This window comes from Arthrobacter horti, assembly GCF_030731045.1.
Taxonomy (GTDB): Bacteria; Actinomycetota; Actinomycetes; order Actinomycetales; family Micrococcaceae; genus Arthrobacter_E; species Arthrobacter_E nanjingensis.
On the sequence record NZ_JAVALS010000001.1, the window covers coordinates 1 to 25442 of the forward strand.

Consider the following 25442-nt stretch of genomic DNA (forward strand, 5'->3'; position numbering starts at 1 on the left):
GACAGATCACCACGAACTGGAAACAAGCCCTCGCCCAACTCGCCCTGGCCTACCCCGACCGAATCCAGCCCTACCTCTAGAAACCCGGCAACGCCCCGCTTACACAAACAACTTGACAGGCTCGAGGTATTCCGCGAGAACCCGTTCGGAGATCTGGGAAAAGGGGAGGACACCCGATTTCTCGAGGAAGTCAGGACGGGTGGCGGCACCATCTATTCCGCAGACCGGTTCAACTTCTGCCAGATCAGAACAGGTGGAGGCCACACCTGGCAGGTCGATGACGACGCCCTGATGGCTAGTGCCCCAGTCAAGATTTTCGGTAGTCCTTTCAACCATCTCGTTTCGTAGGGGGAACCATGAACACACTCGCACCCACCGTTGCCGTCATCGGGCTTGGCTACATCGGACTTCCAACTGCGGCAATCCTCGCCAGGAGCGGCTGCCAGGTAATCGGAGTCGATGTCAGCGATCGAACGGTCACCGCCGTCAACCAGGGCGAAGTGCCGTTCGTCGAGCCGGATCTGGGCACCCATGTTGCCGGCGCAGTGGCGCAGGGCACTCTCCGTGCCACGAAGGAAACTCCGCAGGCGGACGCTTTCATCGTGGCCGTGCCCACTCCTTTCACGGAGGACCGCACAGCCGATCTGAGCTACATCGAAGCGGCTGCCCGGGGGATTGCGCCTCAGCTGCGCGGGGACGAGCTGATCATCCTGGAGTCGACGTCGCCTCCCAAGGCCACCCGGCACATGGCCGAAGTCATTCTTGGCCTCCGGCCTGATCTGTCCCTGGATGACAGCGATGGCCGCCCGGTGATTCATGTGGCGCACTGCCCGGAGCGTGTACTGCCCGGTCGCGTGATGATCGAATTGGTCACCAATGACCGGATTATCGGCGGAGTGACCTGCCAAGCAGCTGAGCGCGCTCAGGAGCTGTACGCGCGCTTCTGCCAGGGCGAGATCCTGCTGACGGATGATGTCACCGCGGAGATGGCCAAGCTGGTGGAGAACTCTTTCCGGGATGTCAACATCGCCTTCGCCAATGAACTCTCCGTGATCTCGGATCGTCTGGGAATCGACGTATGGGAACTGATCCGTCTGGCTAACCACCACCCACGAGTGAACATTCTGCAGCCGGGCCCCGGCGTGGGCGGTCATTGCATCGCCGTGGACCCGTGGTTCATCGTGGACGCCGCGCCCGAGGAGGCAAAACTGATCCGCACGGCCCGTGAGGTCAATGACGCCAAGCCTGAATGGGTGCTCGAGAAGATCGAGAAGGCCCTGGCGGATGCCGAGGGTGGTGCTGAGATTGCTGTGCTCGGCCTGGCCTTCAAGGCCAACATCGATGACCTTCGTGAATCCCCTGCACTGGGCATCGCAAAGCGGCTGACTCAGCTCGGGGCGATTCAGCGAATCAACATCGTGGAGCCCCACATCGAGCAGCTTCCGGCAACTCTCGCCGGAGATGACCGCACCGCTCTGGTGGGGCTGGACGAAGCGGTGGAGCGATCGTCGGTGGTGGTGCTGCTGGTGGATCATGCTGAGTTCAGCAAGATCTCACCGGACGATTTGACAGACAAGGCTCTTATTGACACTCGCGGTGCTCTTGCGCATGCGTGACGGGAATCTGCTCTCGGAGGGTCCGGGTGCAGACTCTGCCTCGAAAGTGGAAGATTCCGGAGTCGCAGATGGGCCTCGTATTCTCAATCCTCAGGTTGCGGCCTACTTTCATCGGGACGTAGACGCGTTTGCGAATTGTCTGGAGGTCAAGAACGGCATCCATGTTGTGAACTACAACGGAGAAAAGATCGATGTTCTCGTCGCCGACCATGGCGCTCCTGTGACCGTTGTGTTCTTTCACGGCTCGATGCCGAGGGAGAGCAAGAAGCCGATCTTTGTGGGGACGAATTTTTCGGGAGATGGAATATTCAATCGTGTTTCAGTTTCTGACCCCACTCTTGTTGCAGTCCCTGGACTCAAGCTGTCCTGGTATGCCGGCTCGGACCGTCAACCCCGCTTGCAGGAAGTGCTCCGCAAGATTCTGGCGCGCGTGTTCGCCTCCCTCGGCACCCCACCGGAGCGATGCGTATTCTTCGGATCTTCCGGTGGTGGGTTCGCGGCGTTACAGATTGGCCGATATTTTGATGGCTCCTGTTCTCTCGCGATGAATCCGCAGACCTCTATCGGACGGTTCCACAAAGGTCCGGTCGAACAGTATTTGAAGTCGAGTTGGGATGTTGATGAACCCAAGGATCTTCCTGAGCATGTGGAACATGATGTTATTCCCGCGTATTCTCGAAAATTCCGCAACACCGTCCTGTACATTCAGAATGAGAATGACTGGATGCATGTCGCGTATCACCAGCGCCCATTTTTTGATTCGGCAGACTCGGCCTCGGCCATCTGGTCATTGATCAGGCCTTGGAACGATCCAAAGGAGATGATGGGGCACACCATACCTCCGAAGCCTGTGGTGAAGGAGATCCTCGACAAGACAGTTGCGTCCGTTGGGGACTGGGACGCTGCTGCCTCCTCGCTCGGCTTCGTCAGGCGCTGACCGATCGGTTGTTCCGTTCGTCACCTTAGTGAGCCGAGACCTGTACGGTCGTGAGAATCGTCTAATACTGCTGAAGGCCTTGCTCCCACTCGAATGTGGACGCAAGGCCTTCGGCATTCGCGCTATGAATTGCGGGCTGAGTCAGCCGAAGTCGGCGATCCGGCTGCCGGTCCCCAGCATCTGGCCAATCGCCGCCACCGTGCGGGCGGCAGCCTTGCCGTCCCCATAAGGGTTTACGGCGTGCGCCATGGCGTCGTAGGCGGCGGCGTCCGTCAGCAGGGTGTTCACCTCAGCCACGATCCGCTCTTCGTCGGTGCCGATCAGCTTGACAGTGCCGGCCACCACGGCCTCCGGGCGCTCCGTGTTCTCCCGCATCACGAGCACCGGCTTGCCCAGGCTCGGGGCCTCCTCCTGCACCCCGCCCGAGTCGGTCAGGACCACGGTGGCGCAGGACAGCAGCCGAGTGAACTCGCCGTAAGCCAGCGGCTCGGTGATGATCACGTTCTCCAGGTGTTCGATGGCGGGCAGTACGGCCTCCCGGACCACCGGGTTCCGGTGTGCGGGCAGAACCAGCGTCAGGTCCGGGTGCTCCCGGGCGATGCGGGCGAGAGCACGTCCCATGCCGCGCATGGCGTCGCCCTGGTTCTCGCGTCGGTGCGTTGTCACCAGCAGCACGCGGCGCCCGCCGGCCACCAGTTCCTCCAGGACCGGGTCGGTGAACGGGACCTTCTTCTCCACGGTGGTCAGCAGTGCGTCGATCACCGTGTTGCCTGTGACCACCACATCGGCCTCCTTGATGCCCTCGGCCAGGAGATTCTCCTTGCTGGTGGAGGTGGGCGCCAGGTGCAGCCTGGTGATCTGGGTGGTCAGCTTGCGGTTGGCCTCCTCGGGGAAGGGGGAGAGAAGGTTCCCACTGCGGAGGCCGGCCTCGGCGTGCACCACCGGGATGCCGTGGTAGAACGCGGCCAGCGCGCCGGCCGTGCTGGTGGTGGTATCGCCCTGGACGATCACGGCGTCCGGCTTCTCCTGGGCGAACAGCTTGTCCAAGCCGCTGACGGTGCGGGTCAGGATGTCGCACAGGGTCTGTCCTGGCTGGAGGATGTTCAGATCGTGGTCCGGCTGGATGCCGAACAGCTCATTGACCTGGTCCAGCATCTCGCGGTGCTGACCGGTGACGGTCACCACGCAGTCGAAGTCCGCTGACTCCTGCAGTGCCTTGACGATCGGCGCCATTTTGACGGCTTCCGGGCGCGTTCCGAAAATGGGCATGACCTTATGCACGATTCCCCCCAAGGAATGAGTTGATGATATTCAGCCTGCTACCCCGCACATCAATTTACTGGAAAAACCAATGAACCGCGAAAGCACCGAGGGCAGACCTGGCTAGCCCCAGAGCATCAGGCAGCTGCCCAGCCCTACCGGGATCACGGCGGAGATCCCGAACGCCACCAATGCCACCAGCCGCTGCTTCGTGCGGCTCCACTGACGGGCGGGAGAGCTTCCGGCGACGGCCACCGAAGAGGCCATGGCCGCCCGTCCGGGCAGGCCTCCGCCCCTCAAGTGGCGCGCCGGCGGTTCGCCCGCGGCAAGCCTGAGCTCACTGGTTTCAGATTCACCCACGACTGCCTCCCGGACCCGACTGTTTCACCAGCATCGTAACCACACCTCGTTCGGAAAGGGAGCCGCTCAGCGACATTCAGGGCGCAGCGCCACGTCCAGCAGCCCACCGCTTTCGATGACGAACCGCCGGAGCCACTGGAACGTGTTCAGCCGGGGCTCTGTGCCCACCATGCGCACCCTGGCGGGAAGGCACTGGCCGAGCAGCTCCCCGGCACGCGGCACGTGATAGGAGGACGTCACCACGATCACCGATCTCCAGCCGTGAAGCTCGGTGAGCCGGCGCAGGGCGTCCGCCTCGCCCCGTGTGTTGCGGGGATCCGGGTGAAAGCACACCAGCTTCAGGCCCGGCTCAGGCTCGCGGCACATCGCATCCGCTGCGGCGTTGGCGGCCGTGTCCGTGGTGGACAGCACCAGCGTGGGGTCCCCGGGCAACTCCCGGAACAGGGCGAGCGCCGTGGGCAGCCTCTCGGCCGAAGCCCCGCCGAGCAGGACCACGGCATCCGCGGACCCCGGCCGTGCCGGAGGAGGGAAGCAGAACAGGTTCACGGCCACGAACAGCCAGATGAGCAGTCCGGCGACGGCCGCAGCCGCCACCCGCGTCATGACGCGCCGCCCCTTGAACCTCACCGTCACAACCCTATCCTCGGGCCCCTCCGCACCGGAATGTCAGAGACACCGGATACCGTTTTCCCTATGCCGGAGAAGCAGCAGACGGAGAACCCCGCCACGGAGCAGCAGCTCACGGTCGCCTCGGCGGGGGAGTCGGGGCTGCTCGCCAGGATCTTCCCGCTGCTGCCGGAGGGTACGGCCACCCTCCTCGGCCCCGGGGACGACGCCGCCGTGGTCGCCGCCCCTGACGGGCGCGTCGTAGTCTCCATCGACACCCAGACCCAGGACCAGGACTTCCGCCTGCACTGGAACAACGGCTACGCGAGCACCGGGCACGACGTCGGCTGGAAGTCGGCGGCCCAGAACCTCAGCGACATGAACGCCATGGGCGCCGTGCCGCACTCCCTGCTCATCAGCCTGACCCTCCCGCCGTCCACCCCGGTCGCCTGGGTGGAGGGCTTCGCCAGGGGAGTGCACGACGCCGTCCGCACGCTGGGCGCCGACGTCGCCGTCGTCGGCGGTGACCTGGGCCGCGGCCGGGAGATCTCGGTGACGGCCACCGCCATGGGGAATTTGGCGGGCGCCGCGCCCGCCCTCCGCTCCGGTGCCAGGCCGGGGGACGTGGTGGCCGTCGCGGGCACACTGGGGCGCGCCGCCGCGGGGTTTGCGCTCCTGGAGAGCGACGTCCCGTTCGGATCTCTCGACGCCCCCCAGCGCGCCCTCATGGATGCCCAGTGCCGTCCCACTCCGCCTCTCGGCTCCGGCCCGCGCGCGCTCGCCGCCGGGGTCACGGCCATGATGGACGTCTCCGACGGGCTGCTGAAGGACGCCTCGCGTCTGGCCCGGGCGAGCGGCTGCACCCTGGTGCTCGACGCCGTCGTGCTGGCCTCCTTCGCCGCCGCGCTCCTGCCTGCCGCCACCCTCCTGGCGGGCGCCGGGCACGCCGCCGAGGCCCTCGCTCTCGGCTGGGCCGTGGGCGGCGGCGAGGACTTCGCGCTCCTCAGCACTTTCCCAGGGAGCGATCCCGTGCCGGACGGTTTCACTGTTATAGGCTCGGTGGTGCCCACCGCGCCGGGCAGGGATCACGACGCCGTCCTGGCCGGCGGGAGCGGGGACGACGCACCGGATACGACGCGAGGATGGGATCACTTTGGGGCAGCATAAGATTGCCGCCAACGCTCAGGCGATGAGGCGCTGGCTGTGCGCCGCCGAGAGGGTCGTGGGCAATCACAGCGACCGTCTGAACGCCATCAACATCTTCCCGGTCGCCGATGGTGACACCGGCACCAATCTGTACCTGACCCTGCGTGCGGCCGCGCGGGCCATCGACACGCCCGAGTACGAGGCGGGCACCGACGTCGGGACCATTCTGGCCGACGCGGCAGGCGCCGCGATGGAGAACGCCCGCGGCAACTCCGGAACCCTTCTGGCCGTCTTCCTGGCCGCACTCGGGGAGGCTCTGCAAGGGCAGAACCGTCTGAGCGCCCCGCTGTTCGCCACCGGTCTGCGCCGCGCCCGCATGCGGTGCTGGTCCGCCCTCAGCGAGCCCGTGGAAGGCACCATGCTCTCCGCGCTGGCTGCCGCCGCCGAGGCCGCTGACGACATCGACTCCGCACTCAACGGCGACGACAGCAACCAGGCCCTCGCCCAGTCCCTGAACCACGTCGTGGAGACCGTGCGCGCCGCCGTCGTGCACACGGAGGAGCAGCTGAGCCCGCTCACCCAGGCAAAAGTGGTCGACGCCGGCGCGGTGGGCCTGCTGCTGGTCCTGGACTGCCTCCGGGAGACCATCCTGGGGGACCCGGCGAGCGAATCGTCCTGGGACGAACTGCACGGCTACCGGAGCGAGTACCCGCACATCCACGGCGACATGCCGTCCGATGACGGCTACGAGGTCATGTGCACCATCGAACTGTCCCCGCTGGACGCGGCCACGCTGCGGCAGCGGCTGGATGAGATCGGCGAGTCCGTCATCATCTCGCCGGTCAAGGCCGTCACCGGCCCGCAGAGTGGGGACGACGTCCAGGAAGGCGAGCTGAGCTACCGCTGGCGCGTCCACGTGCACATCGCCGACCCCGCCCCTGCATTGGAGCTCCTCAACGCTCTCGGGGCCCCGGCCAACGTCACCCTCTCCGAGCTCGCCGCACCGCGAGAGACCTGAATGGGCAGCCGTTCCGGTGCCCCGGACCGGATCCAGGCCGGGCGGGGCTGAACCGTGGACCAGCACACCCGCCTGGACGTGATCCTGGGCAAGCGCATCGCCGGCAGCCTGGAGAAGAACCTCGGCCTTCTCACCATCGCGGACCTGCTGGAGAACTTCCCGCGCCGGTACCTGCAGCGGGGCGAGTTCAGCGAGATCAGCAGCCTGCCGTTCGACGAGGACGTCACCATCCTGGCCCGCGTGATCTCCAGCAGCACCCGCACCATGCGTGCGCGCCGCGGGACCATCACTGACGTGGTCATCAGCGACTCGGACGAGGGCGGCCCGGTGCTCTCCAGCGTCAAGATCAGCTTCTTCAACGGCTTCAACGCCCGGCAGAAGCTCCAGCCCGGTGTCCTGGCCCTCTTCTCCGGGCGCGTGGGCTCCTACGGCGGGCACCTCACCCTGACCAATCCGGACTTCATCCTCCTGGACGAGGCCGTGACCACGGCCGCCGATGCCGCAGCCATGGCCAAGCTGCCCATCCCGGTGTATTCGGCCACCGCCAAGCTGACCTCCTGGACCGTGCAGCGGGCCGTGGCCATGGTCCTGGACCAGGCGGACACCGACCACTGGTTCGATCCCATTCCCGAGTGGCTCCGGACCCGGGAACGCCTCCCCGGGCTTTCCCAGGCATACCGGATGATCCACCAGCCCACGAGTGTGGAGCAGTGCTACTGGGCGCGGAAGCGCTTCCGGTACCAGGAGGCGCTGGTGCTGCAGACGGCGCTGGCCCGCCGGCGGGCGGAGACCGCGCAGGAGGTCGCCACGTCCCGCCCGGGTGTGCTCGACGGCGCCCTGACCGCCTTCGACGCGCAGCTGCCCTTCACGCTGACCGCCGGTCAGCGCCGCGTGGGGGAGGAGCTCTCCCGGGAGCTGGCCACCTCGCACCCCATGAACCGGCTCCTGCAGGGCGATGTGGGCTCGGGCAAGACCCTCGTGGCCCTGCGCGCCATGCTCCAGGTCATCGACTCCGGCGGGCAGGCCGCGCTCCTGGCGCCCACCGAGGTCCTGGCCGCGCAGCACGCAGAGTCGATCCGCCGGACCCTCGGCACGCTGACACGGGACGGGCTGCTCGGCCCCGGGGACGGGCCCTCGGTGAGCGTCACGCTCCTCACCGGCTCCCTGCCGACGGCCGCCCGCCGGCAGGCGCTGCTGGACGCCGCCTCCGGGGACGCGGACATCGTGGTGGGCACGCACGCCCTGCTCTCGGACAACGTCACCTTCTTCGACCTGGGCCTGGTGGTGGTGGACGAACAGCACCGCTTCGGCGTGGAGCAGCGGGACGTCCTGCGGTCCAAGGCCGACGCCCCGCCGCACCTGCTGGTCATGACCGCCACCCCCATCCCGCGGACCGTGGCCATGACGGTGTTCGGGGACCTGGAGACCTCCGTCCTGGACGAGCTCCCGGACGGCCGCTCGCCCATCACCACGCACGTGGTGGGGCTGGTGGAGAACCCCCGCTGGGAGGCCCGGCTCTGGCAGCGCGCGCGGGAGGAGGCCGACGCCGGCCGTCAGGTCTACATCGTCTGCCCGAAGATCGGCGAAGGGGACAGCCTGGCGGACGACGACGGAGGCGAAGCCCTCGCGCTCTTCGGCGCCCCCGCGGGTGGTGACGGAGGCGCGCAGGAGTTGACCGGCGTCGTCGGCATGCTGGAGGCACTGCGCGCGGAGGCTGCACTGCAGGGCGTCCGGGTGGAGGCTCTGCACGGACGCATGCCCCCGGAGGACAAGAGCCGCACCATGGCGGCCTTCGCGGCCGGCGAGGTGGACGTCCTGGTCTCCACCACGGTGATCGAGGTGGGCGTGGACGTGCCGAACGCCACCCTCATGGTGATCCTGGACGCGGACCGCTTCGGAATCTCCCAGCTCCACCAGCTGCGCGGCCGCGTGGGCCGTGGCAGACTGCCGGGGACATGCCTGCTGGTCACGCGCCTTGAGCCCGATCATCCCAGCCGGGAGCGGCTCGCCGCGGTGGCCGCCACGACGGACGGCTTCGAGCTGTCGCAGGAGGATCTGAAGCTGCGCCGCGAAGGCGATATCCTGGGCGCCCGGCAATCCGGTGGCCGGTCAACCCTCAAGCTCCTGCGTGTCATCCAGGACGAGGACGTGATCGCCCTGGCCCGGGAGGACGCGCAGGAACTCGTGGCCGAGGACCCTGGCCTGGAGGGGCATCCCGCCCTGCGCATGGCGATCGAGAACTATCTGAATCCGGAGAAGGAGGCGTTCCTTGAACGTGGCTGAGAACAGCGGGGGAGCCGCCGCATGAGCCGGATCATCGCGGGCGTGGCCGGAGGCCTGCCGCTGAACTCCGTTCCCGGCAACGGGACCCGTCCCACCACGGACCGCGTCAAGGAGGCCCTGTTCTCCCGGCTGGAGTCCTACGGGGTCCTGGAGGGCGCCGAAGTCCTGGACCTGTTCGCGGGCTCCGGGGCTCTGGGGCTGGAGGCCGGAAGCCGCGGCGCGGCCGCCGTGACGCTCGTGGATCTGGAGACCAAGGCCGTGCTCGCCTGCCAGAAGAACGCTGCACTCCTCAAGGAATCGGCGCCTCGGGTGCGCGTCTCCGTGCAGCGCTCCAAGGTCAACGCGTTCCTGGAGCGATCCGCCGGCGCCGCCTGGGACCTGGTTTTCCTGGACCCGCCTTACCCGCTGACCGAGGACGAACTGGCCCATGTGCTGACGCTCCTGTCCGCGCAGTTGGCGGAGGGCGCCGTCGTCGTGGTGGAACGCAGTTCCCGCTCGCCCGAGCCCGCCTGGCCGGCCGCCCTGGAGCGTTTCGCCGAGAAGAAGTACGGCGAGACGGTCCTCTGGTTCGCCGAGCCGGCCTAGGTGTAGCCCTCTACGGTGCGGTGACGGGCGCTGGCCAGAACTCGGTGACGATGTTCTCGAGCTGAGCCCTGAGCTTTTCCCAGGGTAGGTTCAGGTCCAGGGTATTGGCCAGAATCCTGTTGCCGTGGATGGTGACGTCCAGATCCGGTTGGCTGGGTGCGCCAGTGCGTGCATTGAGGAGCCAGCCACCGACGGTGCTTCCGGAGCGGGTCTCCTCATTCCGCACGTAGCTGAGGATCTGGTACAGGTTCTCGCTGATGACGGTCTCTTTGCCGAAGCGGTTGACCTGCAAGTTGTTCCCGTAGTACTTGGCATCGACGATGAGGGTCCGCCCTGCAGCGCGAAGCACAAGGTCCGTGTTCATCGCGGGAAGGTGCTTGTCCTTGGGCGAGCGGGCCTCATCCTTGTCCCAGGGGATCTTGCTGGCAGCGGGTTTGAGCTCCGGGTGGTGCACCTTGAAGTAGTTAAGCAGGAACCTCTCGTACAGCTTGTGCATCTTCTCATCGGTGAGCCACGCAGAGAGCATCGCGTCCCCGCTGGCTTGGCCTTGCAGCAGACCACGGGCCACCAGCTCGCAGACGCCCAACAGCAGCCGGTATCCGGAGATGCCGCGGTGGTAGGTCAAGGTGTTCCACTGAATGGCGGCCGGGTCGATGAGGCGCACCTCGGTGAAGTAGGGCAGGAAGTTTCGCAGCTCCACCCGCCGGCTGCGGGAGACGGCCCCGTGTCGGATGAGCAGGGTCATGACCGCTTTGAGAGCCCGGTTGTGGACGGTGTCGGGCTCGTACTCATCGTGCTCGCAGACCAGGCGGCCGCGGGTGAGGGTGCGCTGGGTGGCGGTCCGGGTGACATCGATGCGGCCGCGGACGGTAGCCAGCTCCTCGTTGCGATTGACATAGCCGTGTTGGAGACCGCGTTTGACCTGCTGGGAGACGCCGTCGATGAGGATGGCGGCAAAGAGCTCGTGCAGGTGCTCGAACTTCTCGGCCTCGAAGTGGTCCTGTCCGGAGCTCTGGATGGTGGAGAAGGCGTATGCCAGCATGACGTACACGTTCCGAATGGGAATGGGCCCGCTCACGCGATGGCTGCCCTTAGCTGGTCCGCCCAGTCCTCGACCTTCCCCGCCTCATCGAACCAGTACTCCTGGAGCAAGGGGATCAGCTCGTCTTCGACGACGGAGGACAGCCAGGAGTCTTGGACGGCTCCCTCTGCAGTTCCGGCTAGGTAGCTGTGGCCGATGGCGAAGCCGGCGCCCAATCCCGGGTCCGCAGCGATCTCCGTGTTCAAGGCGAGGATGGTGTCGACCAGCTTGCCCAGCTTGGGGTTATCGATTTTGGCCATCCACCGGGTGAAGCCTTCGGACTCGAAGCCGGCCCGCATCTGGATGAAACCGAAACGGCGCCGCAGGGCGTAGTCCAAGACGGCCAGGCTGCGGTCGGCGGTGTTCATCATGCCGATGATGTGGACGTTGGTGGGGACGGAGAAGGCTTCGTTCTTGTACAACAAGCGCAGCTGGTGACCGCGTTTGTCCGCTTCGATGAGCATCAGCAGCTCGCCGAAGATCTTGGAGATGTTGCCGCGGTTGATCTCGTCGATGATGAAGAAGTACGGGCGGTCGCTGTCATCCCGGGCTTGCTCACAGAATTGGTAGAAGGGGCCCTCCGCGAGACTGAACCCGCCGGCCTCCGTGGGGCGGTAGCCCATCATGAAGTCTTCGTAGGAGTAGGACTGATGGAACTGGACCGTTTGGACTCGGTCCGGGTCTTTCACGCCCATGATCGAGTAGGCCAGGCGCTTAGCAGTGAAGGTCTTGCCGACGCCGGGAGGACCGGCCAGGATGAGATTCTTCTTCCGGGCCAGCACGGATTGGAGGCGGTCGTAATGAGCCTCATCGACGTAGACGTCGTTCAGGAAGGCTTCGCGGTCATAGGGCGGCAGTTCGACAGGGGCCTCGGTCACGGTGGGCTCATCGGTGTCCTCGTCGGTGAAGAGCGCTTCGAGCTTCGCCACGTAGTCCAGTTTCGCAGTGATGTCGGTCAAGGTTTTGACGGCGGCGGCACCCGGGTGCTGCCAGGATCCGTCGTGAGTCCAGCGCACGGCGCGGATGTTCCGGTACGAGGCCCGCTCGGGGTCGTAGATGGCCTCGGAGATGACTTCGCCCCGGCCTACCAGTTCCCGGCGGCCGCGCTTGGCGTACACGATGTCGCCCTCAGCGATCACGTTCTGGAATTCCCAGACTGCCAGGGAGTCGTTGCTGTTGCTGGTTCCACCGGCGCCGTCCGCGTCTAGGGCGGACCGGACGGATTCACGGTCGGGGTAGTCGGCGGCATCTCCGAGGCTGTCCCAGCCGATAGCCATGATGCCCTCGCCCAAGAACTCGTCCCACTTGGAGGCCTGAGCGCCGGGAGAGTAGATCCAGTAGTGCCGGCGCCGCGGCTCGTCCAGGTCATCGGTCCCGACAGAGGCGGATGGGTTCCAGAGCTCGTGCACACCGTCATCCCAGTAATGGAATGGTTCCGCGCGGGTTTGGGCGAGGGCCGTGCGAATCGAGAGCAGGTCTTGATCCAGGAATGCCGGGCCTGACCCGGATGAGCCACCGATGAGGGACCCAAGCCCTGCTCGGATCTTCTGCTTCATGGAGGTCGCGGAGATCGGTTCGAAGACGTCAGGCCGGGCGAGGAACTGGATGGTATTACGGATTTCTCCACGGTCTGTTCCTGAGGCAAGCATGACCCTCTGAAGTTCCCAGGGGTCACGACGGGCGGCGTCCTTCTGCGTGTCGTCGAGAGAGGCCCAGTGCTGGACGAAGTGGCAGAGCCAGGGCAAGTGCACCCAGAGGCGCTGGTTATACCAGGAGCCAGGATTGAAGCCAGCAGTGTTCGCCGGCCGGGCCAGCCAGGTCGCCATCGGCTCAGGGATGTTGAACGGTTCGGCCAGGTAGGACAGAACACGCTCCACGTTGGCGCTGCGGGTCTCGGGCAGTGCCGTCCTGAGCGCGTGCCCACGCAGGAACACCATCTCGGCTGCCAACAAGAGTGCTTCACGTGAAGCCCCGGCCAATTGCTGGTCGAGCTTTTCCCACTGGTTCTCCTCGCCGCCCTCGATGGGATTGTCCTCGACCCGTGCCCGGATCTCCTCGGCTGCCTCTGGTGTCCAGATCCGGGTGGCCGGGTCCAAGAGGGAGAAGCCGTCGCCGAGCATCTGATCGATCAGTGGTTTGATCTGCGTTGCGATATCCATGTCCGCGGCGGGGCGAGACCACAGGAGCGAGATGATGGTGTTCTGATCTGGGGCGGCGGAGTCCATGAGCGAATTCTGCCAGCCGCATACCGGGGCGTCCACGCAGGCTCACCAGTGCAAACCCCGACCCAGGAGGTGCGCGTACCACAGGCCGTGTGCGCCGTGAAGAAGGCGATCAGGGTTCGGTTCGCGGCGCTGTACATTGCCCTGGCCGATGGCCTGTGCACCACAGCCTTCCACGCGTTGAGCCCAGGCGGCGATACGACTGATCAGTGGACGGTTGCCAACGCCTTGGGGCCTTCTTGTTGGCGGTGGCCGGGATCGCCGGCTGGCCCTCACAGCAGATCCGCGGAGTGCAAGGAAGAAGGGCACGGCGGGCAAGGCGGAACTCAAGAGCGCTGTCGGTCAGCCGAGCCAGTCCTCCAGCTCCATGCCGCTCAGCACGGACGCCGGGTGCGGGCCGGCGGCCAGGAGCGCGTCCGTCCAGCCGGCGGGCCAACCCTCGGCGCGCGCCGCGAAGACGATGTTGCCCGGGTACCGGCCACTCAGCATGCCGCTCTCGCAGAGGGCCGCGACGCCGTCGAACACCTCCAGGAGCGCCTTGCCCTGGCTGCGGATCAGGGTCAATGGCGGGTCGTCGCCCACATTGACCAGGAACACCCCGCCAGGTTCCAGCCGCTCTGCGACCTCCCGGTAGAAGTCCGCCGAAGCGAGGTGCGCCGGCGCCTCCGGCCCGGAGAACACATCCAGGACCACGACGTCGAAGCGCCTCGGCTCACCGTCGGACTCCGGTTCCAGCGCGGCGAACTCCGCCCGGGCGTCTCCCAGCGCCATCTCGAGCCGGGCGCCCGCAGGCAGGGGCAGCTCCGCCAGGACGAAGTCCGGCAGCTCGCGTTCCAGCTCCACCGCCCACTGCCGGGACCCGGGACGGACGTGCTGGAGGTAGCGGGGGAGGGTGAGGGCTCCCGCGCCGAGGTGCGCGGCCGTTACGGGCTCACCGGCCGGCGCCACCAGGTCCGTTACATGCGCCATCCGGGCCAGGTACTCGTAGAAGATCTGCGACGGATCAGCCAGGTTCACATGGGACTGCTCGGCGCCCCCGAGGGCGAGGATGGCGGAGCCGGGGACCAGCGTGTCCGGCTCGATCGTGGCGTGGACGCCGCTGGCCCGGAGGTATCGCGAGCTCACGCCGTGCGCCCCAGGTTCTCACCCAGCTGTGCCAGGCGGGCCGCAGCCTCCTGCAGCACGCCCTCCTTCTTGCAGAACGCGAAGCGGAGCAGACTCGCCGTGCGGCGCGCGCCCTCCTCGTGGCAGAAGACGGACAGGGGGATCGCGGCCACCCCGAGCCGCTCGGGCATGAGGCGCGCCAAGGTGGCCGCGTCGCTGAAGCCGAGCGGCGCGGCGTCGACCGTGACGAAATAGGTGCCCTGTGGCTGGAAGACAGTGAAGCCCGCAGCGGCCAGGCCGGCGGAGAGGAGGTCGCGCTTGCCCTGCAGCTCCGAGGCGAAGCCGTGATACAGGGCGTCGTCCAGGCGGAGCGCCTGAGCCACGGCCCCCTGGAACGGCGTCCCGGAGGAGTACGTGAGGAACTGCTTCACCGTCCGGGCCGCGGCCACCAGCTGCGCCGGTCCGGACATCCAGCCGACCTTCCAACCGGTGAAGGAGAACGTCTTGCCGGAGGAGGAGATGGTCAGGGTGCGTTCGGACGCGCCGGGGCGCGTGGCGATGGGGATGTGCGGGACACCGAAGGTCAGGTGCTCGTACACTTCGTCGCTGACCACGACGGCGTCGTGCCGGGTGGCGAGCTCGACGATGCGGTCCAGGACGTCCACGCCGAAGACGCTGCCGCAGGGATTGTGCGGATTGTTCAGCAGGACCATGCGGGTCTTCGGGCCGAAGGCGGCTTCCAGCCGGTCCAGATCCGGCTGGAAGTCCGGCGCCTCGAGGGGCACGGTCCGGTGCACGCCGCCGGCCAGCGCGATCATGGCGCCGTAGGAGTCGTAGAACGGCTCGAAGGTCAGGACCTCGTCGCCAGGGCGCACGAACGCCAGGATGGCGGCCGCGATGGCCTCGGTGGCGCCGGTGGTCACCGTGACTTCGGTCTCCGGGTCCAGGGTGATGCCGTAGAAGCGTTCCTGGTGGTGCGCCACGGCCTCCCGCAGCGCAAGGATCCCCTTGCCCGGCGCGTACTGATTCTCGCCGTGCGCAATGGCCTCCCGGGCCAGTTCTCGGATGGCGGAGGGGCCGTCCTCGTCGGGGAAGCCCTGGCCCAAGTTGATGGCGCCGTGCCGGACGGCCAGGCCGGTCATCTCCTCGAAGATGGTGGTCCCCAGGGAACCGTCGGGCCCCACCAGATTGGCGCCCTGGGCGGCGGCGAGCCAGGGGGAGTCCTGAAGCCAGGGGAGAGGGGAGGGTGCGGTCACGGGTGATCCTGCCTTGGGTCCTGGACGGGGCCGGAGGGAACGGCCGCCCGGGCGGCCCCGACCCGTGGAGCGCGTCACACGCCCCTGCCGGTCATGCTATCCCGGCGGTGCTGGGGTAGCGTCATGGCATGCGCCGCGCCGTCTGCCCCGGATCCTTCGACCCCATCCACAACGGACACCTGGAGGTGATCGCCCGTGCCGCGAACATCTTCGATGAGGTGGTGGTGGCGGTGTCGACCAATCCGGCCAAGCGGTACCGGTTCTCACTGGAGGAGCGCCTCCAGATGGCGGGGGAGACGCTGGAGTACCTGAGCGGCATCGTGGTGGAGCCCATGGGCGAGGGCCTGCTGGCCGAGTACTGCCATCGCCGCGGGGCCAGCGCCATCGTCAAGGGCCTGCGTTCCTCGAGTGACTTCGACTACGAACTTCCCATGGCCACCATGAACCGGCAGCTCTCCGGCGTGGAGACCGTGTTCCTCGCGGCGGAAGGCCGTTTCACCCACATCTCCTCCTCCCTCATCAAGGAGGTGCACGCCCTGAACGGTGACATCTCCGACTTCGTGCCCCGTGCCGTGCTGAAGCGCCTGGCCGGCGGCGCGGCGGGGGCCTGATCCGCCGTCGTCGAGGGTAGAATCGACGGTGAACGGACCCGGGCGCGCCCCGCGGTTTGAGTCCTGCACGTGACTCACGCTAAGATGGTTCGTCGGTCCCTTGTTCTTTCAGGAGTTCTCATCAAACGCGATCACCGCACCCCTTTGACGATTGACGTCAAGGACCTCGGGCGCAGCCCGGGCAGCATGCGGACCCTGGAAGAAGAGGTGCCTGCACCGAGTGACCTTGGTGTGCCGCTCATTGGCGTCAAGGAAGGTTCCCTCGTGGAACTGGAATTGCGGCTGGAGTCCGTACACGAAGGAATCCTGGTATCCGGAACCGCTGACGTCCTCATCGAGGGCCAATGCGGTCGATGCCTGGATCCCCTTGCGTATGACCAGCGCGTCAGTGTGCAAGAGCTTTTCCTCTACCCGGGCCATGGGTCCGAGCCGGAGGAAGACGATGAAGAGCAACGTCGAGTCGAGCACGATGAGATCGATCTTGAGCCGGTGTTGCGGGATGCGGTGGTGACTTCACTGCCGTTCCAGCCGGTGTGCCGGGAGGACTGCCAGGGTCTGTGTTCCGAATGCGGAATTCGCCTGGAGGACGAGCCGGGGCACCACCACGAGGTCCTCGATCCTCGCTGGGCTGCCCTCGCTCAGATGCAAGGCCAAACCGGCAAAACCGATTGATTCAGTGTTGGACCCGCGTCCCCGTGAGGGACGCTAGAGAGAAATGAGTTAGCCGTGGCTGTTCCCAAGCGGAAGATGTCTCGCTCGAATACCCGCTCCCGCCGCTCCCAGTGGAAGGCTGCCGTCCCCAACCTGGTGAAGACCGTTGAGAACGGCCGCGTCACCTACAGCCTGCCGCACCAGGCCAAGGTCGTCACCGACTCCGCCGGCACCGAGCTCTTCCTGGAGTACAAGGGCCGCAAGGTCGCTGACGTCTGATCCAGACCCTGCGTCTGAATCGGCTCAGGGCTGCGCATTGGCATCATCTGAAGACCTGTTGAAGCGTCTCGGCGTCACCATTGACGCCGAGACGCTTCGTCTTGCACTCACACACCGTTCCTACGCCTATGAGAACGGTGGTATCCCCACGAACGAACGCCTGGAATTCCTGGGCGATTCGATCCTGGGGTACTCCGTCACGGAGGCCCTCTACCGTGACTACCCGGACCTGCCCGAAGGGGAGCTGGCCAAGCGCCGCTCCGCCGTCGTCAGCACCCGGGCTCTCGCCGGGATCGCCCGGCACCTCGAGGTGGGCGGGCACATCTACCTCGGCCAGGGGGAGAAGCGCACCAACGGGATGGACAAGTCCTCCATCCTGGCGGACACCATGGAGGCCCTCATCGGCGCCTGCTACCTGTGCAACGGCATCGAAGTGGCACGGGACATGGTCATGCGCCTGGTGAGCCCTCTGCTGACCGACGCCGAGGCTCTCGGCGCGGCCACCGACTGGAAGACCTACATCCAGGAGTACGCGGCCAGCCACCAGCTCGGCCCCGTGATCTACGATGTGACCGGCTCCGGCCCGGACCACGCACGGGTCTTCGAGGCGCGGCTGATCATGGGCGGCGAGTCCTACGGCACCGGCCACGGCAACTCCAAGAAGGAAGCCGAACAGGAAGCTGCCGGCGACGCCTGGCGGACGCTCCAGTCGGTTCCCAAGGCCTGAACGGTCCGGACAGTCCGTGCCTGAACTGCCTGAAGTCGAAGTGGTCCGCTCCGGCCTGGAGCGCTGGGCCGTCGGCCGGCGCATCACGGACGCCCGGGTGCTGGACACCCGGAGCGTCCGCCGGCACGACGGCGGTGCGGGCCACTTCGAACAGGCGCTCGACGGCGCGCTGATCAGCGGCGCGGTCCGGCGCGGCAAATACCTCTGGCTGCTGCTGGACACCCCCGGGAGCGACGCACCGGGACCCTTTCCGGGCACGGCGCTGCTCGCACACCTCGGCATGAGCGGGCAGCTCCTCATGGAGGACCCGTCCGCCACGGATGAGAAGCACCTCAAGGTACGGCTCTCCCTCAGCCCCAGCCCGGGCAAGCCGGACGAGCTTCGCTTCGTGGACCAGCGCATCTTCGGCGGACTGTCCGTCACCTCCATGGTGCCCACCCTGGACGGCCTGCCCGGAGGTCTCGGCTCGGAGGCACCACTTCTTCCCCAGGAAGTCAGCGGCATCGCCCGCGATCTCCTGGACCCCCACTTCGACCCGGATGCGGTGCACGATGTCCTGCACCGCCGCAAGAGCACCGTCAAGAGGTCGCTCCTGGACCAGAACCTGCTCTCCGGTGTGGGGAACATCTACGCCGATGAGGCCCTGTGGGCCGCCCGCTTGCACGGCGAACGCCCCACGAACACCCTCCGCAGGCCGGAGACGCTCCGTCTCCTGGAAGCAGCCCGGGACGTCATGGAACGGGCCCTGGCAGCCGGCGGCACCAGCTTCGACTCCCTCTACGTCAACGTCAATGGCGCGTCCGGCTACTTCTCCCGTTCCCTGAACGCCTACGGCCGCGAGGGGGAGCCCTGCCTGCGCTGTGCCGCTGAGGGCCGGCAGACCCTGATCCGCCGCGCGTCGTTCATGAACCGATCCTCGTACTTCTGCCCCAAGTGCCAGCCGGTGCCGCGGAAGCGGTGACCACCGGCTCTGCGTTCAGATCCCGTCCGGGACGAGTTCCAGCAGCCTTTCGAAGAGGAGCTGCAGCTCACCGCTCTTGACGTACGTGTCGATGTGGCCGTCGAAGAACCGTTCGCCGCGGATGATGTACGTGAACCTTGTCCCCAGTTCCTCGAGCGACGCACTGGACGGAGAGACGTCCTTGACCGCCGGGAAATTCGCCAGGTAATCGGGGTCGCCCCTGGTGAGTTCCACTGCGGCGTCCATGCCGGACATCAAAGCCGGATCGTACGAGTACCAGCGCATCTGACGTGCCCCGTCCGGTCTCAGCTCACCGCCGCGCGGGGCAGACACCTCCCGCTCGCTCCTCAGAAGGAGCAGGGCGGTGCGGACCAGCTGGACGCGTGCCGCGTGCAGTGAGGGTGAAGCGGTCATTTTCGGGACCTCCGAGTGCCGGTGGGGCGTTGGAATACCAAGAATAGACACGGTCCGCAGCCCGTGCCGTCAGCCTGTGGGAGGACCTGAAGCAATTCCTGCATATGATCGATGAATGCCCACCGCCACGGAACGTCCCGCCCGCAGCACGCCCCGGAGCCGGCTCTCCCGGACCTTCTCCGATCCGGTGCTTCGCGGCCTCACGACGGCCGTGGGCTTCTCCTCGCTCGGCCGGGGCGCCTTCTTCAGCCTCACTGTCATCTACTTCACCACCAAGGTGGGGCTCAGCGCGGCCGAGGTCGCCCTGGTCCTGACCGCTGCCAACGCCCTTGGCCTGGTGGCGTCAGTCGCCGCCGGTCACCTGGCCGACCATGTCAGCGCCCGGCGGATGCAGGTGGCCTTCACACTCTGCCAGGGCGCCGCGTTGGCGGCCTACGCCCTGGCCTCGGACTTCACCTCTGTCCTGATCATGGCCTCGCTGGTCAGTATCAGCGAACGCTCCGCCAACAGTGCCCGCAGCGCGATCATCGCCCGGGCCTTCACCGGCCAGGCCCGGGTCTCCTCACGGGCCATCCTGCGGACCATGACCAACGTCGGCATCGCCCTTGGCTCCAGCGCGGCAGCGGTCCCGCTGCTCCTGAACACCTCGGACGCCTTCCGGGTCGCCATCGTCACCGCCGGTGTCTTCGTCCTGCTCAGCGCCACGCAGGTGGCGCGGCTGCCGCGGCGCGTCGACGCCGTCCCGGCCCAGACGAACACAGCTCAGCCGGGCGCGACGCCGGCGGGAGACGAAGCGGAGGCGGCCGCGCCGTCGTCGTCCGCCCGCTCGCCGTACCGGGACGTGCGCTACTTGGCCGTCACCGCGCTGACCGGGATCTTCGCCATGCAGTTCGTGGTGGCCGAGGTGGGCATCCCGCAGTGGATCACCCAGCACACGCACCTGCCCACCGTCCTCGTGTCCGTCCTGCTGGTTACCAACACCCTCCTGGTCATCGGCCTGCAGATCCCGCTCTCCCGTGGCAGCGACGACGTCGGCAAGGCCGGCCGCCTGAGCCTGTTCTCCGGCGTCCTTATGGCGGCGGCGTGCGGGGCCTATGCTCTCGGCGCCACCGGGCCGCTGTGGTTCGGCGTGGTGGCCATGCTGATCGGACTGGTGGCCCACACCTTCGCCGAGATCCTCTCCTCCGCGGCGGGCTGGGGCCTCAGCTTCGAACTCGCCGACCAGCGCCGCGCCGGTGCCTATCAGGGTGTGTTCTCCACCGGTATCTCCCTGGCCACCATGCTGGCCCCGGCCGTGGTGACGTTCACCGCGCTCAGCCATGGCGCCGCCGGCTGGGGTGTTCTCGCGGCGATCTTCCTGGCCTGCGCCGCGGCCTTGTGGCTGATCGCCCGCCGCGCCGCCCGGGAGACGCCCGTCGTCGCGGGATAGGGTTAAGCGACCGTGTCCGCCCTGCGGCCATCCCAGGCCAGAGAGTCCCCACCACCGTGCACCTGAAGAACCTCACCATCCGCGGTTTCAAGTCCTTCGCCTCGGCCACGAGCTTCACCTTCGAACCGGGTGTCACCGCGATCGTGGGACCGAACGGCAGTGGCAAGTCCAATGTGGTGGACGCCCTGTCCTGGGTCATGGGGGAGCAGGGCGCCAAGACCCTGCGCGGCGGCAAGATGGAGGACGTCATCTTCGCGGGCACCGCCGGCCGCCCGCCCCTGGGCCGCGCGCACGTCTCCCTCACCATCGACAACGCCGACGGCGCCCTGCCGATCGACTACAGCGAAGTCACCATCTCCCGTACCCTGTTCCGCACCGGCGGCAGTGAGTACGCCATCAACGGCAGCAGCTGCCGCCTGCTGGACATCCAGGAACTCCTCTCCGACTCTGGCCTGGGCCGGGAGATGCACGTGATCGTGGGGCAGGGCCAGCTGGACCGGATCCTGCACGCCACCCCGGAGGACCGCCGCGGCTTCATCGAGGAGGCCGCCGGCATCCTCAAACACCGCCGCCGCAAGGAACGCACCCTCCGCAAGCTCGACGCTATGCAGGGCAATCTGCAACGCCTGAGCGATCTCTCGGCCGAACTCCGGCGCCAGCTCGGCCCGCTGGGGCGGCAGGCCGCCGTCGCGCGCCGCGCCCAGACCGTGCAGAGCGAGCTCCGGGACGCCAAGGCCCGTCTGCTCGCTGATGACCTGGTCCGCCTCACGGCCGAGCTCGAATCCGACGCGGCCCGGGAGAAGGCTCTCCTGGAGAGGATCGCCGTGGTGGAGCGGGACCTCGGTCACGGTCGCGAGCAGCAGGCCTTGGCCGAGCAGTCGGCCGCGGAGATGGCCCCGAAGATCATCCGGGCCCGCGGCACCTGGCATCAGCTCACCACCTCCCGCGAGCGCCTGCGGGGCCTCGGCCAGCTCGCCACCGAACGGCACCGGCTGCTCGGCTCCAGCGATCCGGTGACCCGGTCGAACGACGCCGACCAGATGGACCAGCAGGCTGAACGCGCCCGTGCCGAGGCGGCCCGCGCGGCGGACGAGGTGGGGCAGCTCAAGGAGACGCTCGACGTCGTCGTGCAGCAGCGTGGTGAAGCCGAGGCCGAGGCCCGGGCCGAGGACGCCCGGGTCACCGCCGCCCTGCGTGCGGCCGCCGACCGCCGGGAGTCCCTGGCCACGCTCAGCGGCAAGGCCGGCGCCACACGCTCCCGCGTCCAGGCCGTGGAAGAGGAACTCGGCAGGATCCACGAGTCGCTCTTGGACTGTGAGAAGCGCCACTCCGCGATCGAGAGCGAGTTCGCCGCCCGCGAGGCGGAGCTCGCGCACAGCGAATCGGGTGAGGAGAATCTCGACAGCGAATACGAGGAGGCCGCGGCCGCGCTCGAAGCGCTGGAATCCCAGGATGACGCCCTGTCGGCGAAGCAGCGCGACGCCGAACACCGGCTCGCCGCCCTTGGCGCCCGGCTGGAAGCCCTCACTCAGGCCAGCGCGCCCCGCGACGGCAGCGCCCGGCTGGCCGAACACCCGGGGATCCTCGGCAGCATCGCCGGTGCCGTCAAGGTCATGCCGGGTCATGAGACCGCCGTGGCGGCCGCGCTCGGGCCGTACGCGGAAGCCCTCGTCGCCGACGGTGTGGCCGGGGCGGCGGACGCTCTCGCCCGTCTCAAGGACGACGACGCCGGCCGCGCCCACGTGCTGATCGGCAGCACCGCTGAACCGGACGCCGCCCTCGGTGCGGCTGACGCCTCGCACTCGTCCGCCGTTCCGGCGCGGTCCGTGGTGACCCCGCTCGGGCCGGGCGCCGCGGCCGTGCTGCGCCTGCTGGACCAGGTCCTGCTGGTGGAGGACGTCCGCCAGGCTCAGGACGTTCTGACGGCGCACCCGTCCGCCGTGGTGGTCACCCGCGAAGGCGACATCCTTTCCGGGCACCTGGCCAGCGGAGGCTCGCCGGCCACCGGCTCGCTCCTGGAGACGCAGACCGCCATCGATGAGACCCGGGAACAGCTCGCCGCAGTCACCGCGGAAGCCGAACGGCTCCGCTTCGCCCGCAAGTCCCTGGGCGACCGGCTCGCCGAGGCTCAGGAACGCGCCGATGCCGCCCTGGACCGGCTGCACGAATCCGATGCCGCCCTGGCCGCCGCCGCGGAACGGCTCGGCGGACTGAAGACGCAGCTGAGGACCGTCGACGCCGAGGCGGGGCGTCTGCGCGCCGCACGCACCGTGGCAGAACAGAAGCTCGCCGGGCACAGCAGCGAGCTCGAAGCCCTCGCCGCACGCCTTGCGGCCGCCCAGCAGGAAGCGGCCGAGTCGCAGGACATCGGAGTCACGGGCGACCGCCGGGAGCAGCTGGAGACCCGGGCCCGTGAGGTCCGTGCCATGGAGGTCGACGCCCGGCTGGCCCTGCGCAGCGCGGAGGAGCAGCAAGCGAGCGCTGAACGCCGCGCCGCGGGTCTCGAGCGGGCCGCGGCGAGCGAACGCCGCGCCCAGGCCGAGGCCGCAGCCCGTGCCGAGCGCCGTCGTCGTCAAGCCGCCCGCGCCGAAGCCGTGGCACTCGCCGCGCAGGAGGCGGCCCGGCTCGCCGACCGCTCCGTGGAGCGTGCCGCGGCCGAGCTCGCCCGGGTGGAGGAGGACGGCGGCAAATATGACGCGCTGCTGAACGGCCTGCGTGCCGGCAACGACACCCTGGCCCGGGAGCTGTCCGAACTCACCGGCTCCGCACACCGGGACCAACTGGCCCTGACCCAGCAGCGGGCCCGCATCGAGGCCGTGGAGCAGCGCGCCATCGATGAGCTCGGCACGGCAGCGGAGCAGCTCGTGGCCGAGTTCGGCCCCCATCTGCCGGTGCCCGTGGCCGACGGCGCCGGGGACAAGTGGGCCGAGTTGCGGCAGGAAGTGGATGAGGACGGCAATCCGGTGCCGGCCGGGGTGCCCTTCGTCCGGGCCGAACAGGAGAAACGCCTCAAGAGGGCGGAGAAGGACCTCTCCTCTCTGGGGAAGATCAACCCGTTGGCCCTGGAGGAGTTCGCGGCGCTGGAGGAGCGGCACCAGTTCCTCAACACCCAGCTGGAGGACCTGAAGGCCAGCCGCAAGGACCTTCTGGACATCATCAAGGAGGTCGACGCCAGGGTGCAGGAGGTCTTCACCGAAGCCTTCGCGGACACGGCCGAGCAGTTCGTGCACGTCTTCGGCCGGCTGTTCCCGGGCGGTGAGGGAAGGCTGGTTCTGACCGATCCGTCGGACATGCTTACCACGGGCATCGAGGTGGAGGCACGGCCCGCCGGCAAGAAGATCAAGCGGCTCTCGCTGCTCTCCGGCGGAGAACGCTCCCTGACCGCGGTGGCGCTCCTGGTGGCGATCTTCAAGGCCCGCCCCTCGCCGTTCTACGTCATGGACGAGGTGGAGGCGGCACTGGACGACGTCAACCTGGGCCGCCTGATCACCATCTTCGAGGAACTGCGCGAGTCCAGCCAGCTGATCGTCATCACACACCAGAAGCGCACCATGGAGGTGGCGGACGCGCTGTACGGCGTCACGATGCGCGGCGACGGGGTCACCACCGTCATCTCGCAGCGCATGGGGGAGTAACGCGCTGTGAGAAGCTAGGAGGGTGAATGACGCCCTCCCTTTGATCCTGTCCATCGTCGGCGTCCTGGTGGTGCTCGGCCTGGCCGTGCCGCTCCTGCTCAAGAGCCGCAGCAAGAAGACCTACACCACCACGCGCGACGCCAATGACCCGGTCATCCCCTCCTCGGGTGGCACCGCCGTCCTTGACCGCGAAGCGGGAGCCTCCACGGACGACGCCGGCCCCGCGGCTCCCGCGGGCACCGTCACCGAGGAGCCGCTCGAGGACCTTCTCCCGGCCGCTCCCGCCGTCGAACAGCCGGCACCCGTCGCCGGCCGCATGCAGCGTCTGCGCGCCCGCCTGCTGAACTCCTCCAACGTCCTGGGCAAGGGCCTGCTGGCACTGCTCTCGAGTGACCAGATCGACGAGGACACCTGGGACGAGATCGAGGAGACCCTGCTCCTGGCGGACCTCGGCACCGAACCCACCACCGAACTCATGGAAGCGCTCCGCGCCCGCGTCAAGGTCATGGGCAGCCGCGACGCCGGTGAAGTCCGCGCTATGCTCCGCGAGGAACTTCTCAAGCTCGTGGACCCCACCGTGGACCGCAGCCTCGACGTCAGCCGCAAGGCCGACCGCCCCGCGGTCATGCTCGTGGTGGGAGTCAACGGCGTCGGCAAGACCACCACCGTGGGCAAGCTGGCCCGTGTGCTCGTGGCCGAGGACAAGGACGTCATCCTGGGCGCCGCTGACACCTTCCGCGCCGCCGCCGCCGAGCAGCTGACCACCTGGGGCGAGCGCGTGGGCGTGCCCACCGTGAAGTCCGACGTCGAGGGCGCCGACCCCGCGTCCGTCGCCTTCGAAGCCGTCAAGGCCGGCATCGAGCAGGAGGTGGACGTGGTCATGGTGGACACCGCCGGCCGCCTGCAGAACAAGGTCGGCCTGATGGACGAGCTGGGCAAGGTCAAGCGCGTCATCGAGAAGCTCGCCGACGTGGATGAGGTCCTCCTGGTCTTGGATGCCACCACGGGCCAGAACGGCCTGACCCAGGCGCGCGTGTTCTCCGAGGTGGTGGACATCAGCGGCATCGTCCTGACCAAGCTGGACGGCACCGCGAAGGGCGGCATCGTCGTCGCGATCCAGCGCACGCTGGGTGTGCCGGTCAAGCTCGTGGGCCTCGGCGAAGGCCCGGATGATCTGGCCCCGTTCGACCCTGAAGCGTTCGTGGACGCCATCCTCGGCTGATCCGCTCCGCACTGGCGGAAGACCCCCACTGGAATCCAG

Annotated in this window: 22 protein-coding genes; 14 read left to right on the plus strand and 8 right to left on the minus strand. The window is 67.8% G+C overall.

Annotated features, from left to right (window positions below; translation table 11 throughout):
* Window positions 1–356 precede the first annotated feature (356 nt).
* Both wecC and Q9R02_RS00010 read left to right on the plus strand, forming a co-directional pair.
* Entirely contained in the window at window positions 357–1616 is a 1260-nt protein-coding gene (gene wecC, locus Q9R02_RS00005) for a UDP-N-acetyl-D-mannosamine dehydrogenase (protein ID WP_305994595.1), read from the plus strand.
* Window positions 1609–2553, plus strand: coding sequence for a hypothetical protein (locus tag Q9R02_RS00010; RefSeq protein ID WP_305994596.1), 945 nt, complete (start codon window positions 1609–1611; stop codon window positions 2551–2553). The genes wecC and Q9R02_RS00010 overlap by 8 nt, the downstream gene beginning before the upstream one ends.
* Before the next feature lie 141 nt (window positions 2554–2694).
* Here Q9R02_RS00010 and wecB read toward each other — a convergent pair whose 3' ends face one another.
* The 3 genes from wecB to Q9R02_RS00025 form a co-directional block, all read right to left on the minus strand.
* Complete coding sequence (gene wecB, locus Q9R02_RS00015) at window positions 2695–3834, minus strand: non-hydrolyzing UDP-N-acetylglucosamine 2-epimerase (RefSeq protein ID WP_305994597.1); 1140 nt, start codon at window positions 3832–3834, stop codon at window positions 2695–2697.
* Window positions 3835–3936: 102 nt separating this feature from the next.
* Window positions 3937–4173: a hypothetical protein gene (locus tag Q9R02_RS00020; protein WP_305994598.1), complete on the minus strand. Its 237-nt coding sequence runs from the start codon at window positions 4171–4173 to the stop codon at window positions 3937–3939.
* Window positions 4174–4239: 66 nt separating this feature from the next.
* Window positions 4240–4776: a YdcF family protein gene (locus Q9R02_RS00025; RefSeq protein ID WP_305994599.1), complete on the minus strand. Its 537-nt coding sequence runs from the start codon at window positions 4774–4776 to the stop codon at window positions 4240–4242.
* A gap of 90 nt (window positions 4777–4866) precedes the next feature.
* Here Q9R02_RS00025 and thiL point away from each other — a divergent pair, with 90 nt between their 5' ends.
* Genes thiL through rsmD form a run of 4 tightly spaced genes read left to right on the plus strand, consistent with a single transcriptional unit; the run spans window position 4867 to window position 9811 of the window.
* Window positions 4867–5946 carry a thiamine-phosphate kinase gene (gene thiL, locus Q9R02_RS00030; protein ID WP_305994600.1) on the plus strand — a complete coding sequence of 360 codons (1080 nt, stop codon included), beginning with the start codon at window positions 4867–4869 and terminating at the stop codon, window positions 5944–5946.
* Window positions 5947–5968: 22 nt separating this feature from the next.
* Entirely contained in the window at window positions 5969–6943 is a 975-nt protein-coding gene (locus Q9R02_RS00035; protein WP_305994601.1) for a DAK2 domain-containing protein, read from the plus strand.
* 54 nt (window positions 6944–6997) lie between these two features.
* The gene (locus Q9R02_RS00040) at window positions 6998–9226 is read left to right on the plus strand and encodes an ATP-dependent DNA helicase RecG (RefSeq protein ID WP_305994602.1); all 2229 of its coding nucleotides are present in this window, start codon (window positions 6998–7000) and stop codon (window positions 9224–9226) included.
* A 21-nt stretch (window positions 9227–9247) separates the two neighbouring features.
* Window positions 9248–9811 carry a 16S rRNA (guanine(966)-N(2))-methyltransferase RsmD gene (gene rsmD, locus Q9R02_RS00045; protein ID WP_305994603.1) on the plus strand — a complete coding sequence of 188 codons (564 nt, stop codon included), beginning with the start codon at window positions 9248–9250 and terminating at the stop codon, window positions 9809–9811.
* A 10-nt stretch (window positions 9812–9821) separates the two neighbouring features.
* Here rsmD and mcrC read toward each other — a convergent pair whose 3' ends face one another.
* The 4 genes from mcrC to Q9R02_RS00065 all read right to left on the minus strand — a co-directional run bounded on the left by mcrC (window position 9822) and on the right by Q9R02_RS00065 (window position 15474).
* On the minus strand, window positions 9822–10889 hold the full coding sequence (gene mcrC, locus Q9R02_RS00050; protein ID WP_305994604.1) for a 5-methylcytosine-specific restriction endonuclease system specificity protein McrC: 1068 nt from the start codon (window positions 10887–10889) through the stop codon (window positions 9822–9824).
* On the minus strand, window positions 10886–13117 hold the full coding sequence (locus Q9R02_RS00055; protein ID WP_305994605.1) for an AAA family ATPase: 2232 nt from the start codon (window positions 13115–13117) through the stop codon (window positions 10886–10888). Before Q9R02_RS00055 ends, mcrC begins: the two co-directional genes overlap by 4 nt.
* 339 nt (window positions 13118–13456) lie before the next feature.
* On the minus strand, window positions 13457–14239 hold the full coding sequence (locus tag Q9R02_RS00060; protein ID WP_305994606.1) for a spermidine synthase: 783 nt from the start codon (window positions 14237–14239) through the stop codon (window positions 13457–13459).
* Window positions 14236–15474 (minus strand): aminotransferase class I/II-fold pyridoxal phosphate-dependent enzyme, encoded by a 1239-nt coding sequence (locus tag Q9R02_RS00065; RefSeq protein WP_305994607.1) that lies wholly within the window; start codon window positions 15472–15474, stop codon window positions 14236–14238. The genes Q9R02_RS00060 and Q9R02_RS00065 overlap by 4 nt, the downstream gene beginning before the upstream one ends.
* Before the next feature lie 128 nt (window positions 15475–15602).
* Between Q9R02_RS00065 and coaD the strand changes: the two genes are divergently transcribed.
* The 5 genes from coaD to mutM all read left to right on the plus strand — a co-directional run bounded on the left by coaD (window position 15603) and on the right by mutM (window position 18703).
* Window positions 15603–16085, plus strand: coding sequence for a pantetheine-phosphate adenylyltransferase (gene coaD, locus Q9R02_RS00070; RefSeq protein ID WP_305994608.1), 483 nt, complete (start codon window positions 15603–15605; stop codon window positions 16083–16085).
* Between the two features lie 144 nt (window positions 16086–16229).
* Window positions 16230–16757: a YceD family protein gene (locus tag Q9R02_RS00075; RefSeq protein ID WP_305994609.1), complete on the plus strand. Its 528-nt coding sequence runs from the start codon at window positions 16230–16232 to the stop codon at window positions 16755–16757.
* Window positions 16758–16811: 54 nt separating this feature from the next.
* The gene (gene rpmF / locus Q9R02_RS00080) at window positions 16812–17015 is read left to right on the plus strand and encodes a 50S ribosomal protein L32 (protein WP_305994610.1); all 204 of its coding nucleotides are present in this window, start codon (window positions 16812–16814) and stop codon (window positions 17013–17015) included.
* Window positions 17016–17052: 37 nt separating this feature from the next.
* Window positions 17053–17742: a ribonuclease III gene (gene rnc, locus Q9R02_RS00085; protein ID WP_305994611.1), complete on the plus strand. Its 690-nt coding sequence runs from the start codon at window positions 17053–17055 to the stop codon at window positions 17740–17742.
* A gap of 16 nt (window positions 17743–17758) precedes the next feature.
* On the plus strand, window positions 17759–18703 hold the full coding sequence (mutM, locus tag Q9R02_RS00090; protein WP_305994612.1) for a bifunctional DNA-formamidopyrimidine glycosylase/DNA-(apurinic or apyrimidinic site) lyase: 945 nt from the start codon (window positions 17759–17761) through the stop codon (window positions 18701–18703).
* 15 nt (window positions 18704–18718) lie between these two features.
* Here mutM and Q9R02_RS00095 read toward each other — a convergent pair whose 3' ends face one another.
* The gene (locus Q9R02_RS00095) at window positions 18719–19117 is read right to left on the minus strand and encodes a DUF6508 domain-containing protein (RefSeq protein ID WP_305994613.1); all 399 of its coding nucleotides are present in this window, start codon (window positions 19115–19117) and stop codon (window positions 18719–18721) included.
* Between the two features lie 115 nt (window positions 19118–19232).
* Between Q9R02_RS00095 and Q9R02_RS00100 the strand changes: the two genes are divergently transcribed.
* Genes Q9R02_RS00100 through ftsY form a run of 3 tightly spaced genes read left to right on the plus strand, consistent with a single transcriptional unit; the run spans window position 19233 to window position 25403 of the window.
* A complete protein-coding gene (locus tag Q9R02_RS00100) occupies window positions 19233–20546 on the plus strand; it encodes an MFS transporter (protein WP_305994614.1) in 1314 nt (437 codons plus the stop codon).
* Window positions 20547–20602: 56 nt separating this feature from the next.
* Complete coding sequence (gene smc, locus Q9R02_RS00105) at window positions 20603–24181, plus strand: chromosome segregation protein SMC (RefSeq protein ID WP_305994615.1); 3579 nt, start codon at window positions 20603–20605, stop codon at window positions 24179–24181.
* Between the two features lie 22 nt (window positions 24182–24203).
* Complete coding sequence (gene ftsY / locus Q9R02_RS00110) at window positions 24204–25403, plus strand: signal recognition particle-docking protein FtsY (RefSeq protein WP_305994616.1); 1200 nt, start codon at window positions 24204–24206, stop codon at window positions 25401–25403.
* The last annotated feature ends 39 nt before the right edge of the window (window positions 25404–25442 follow it).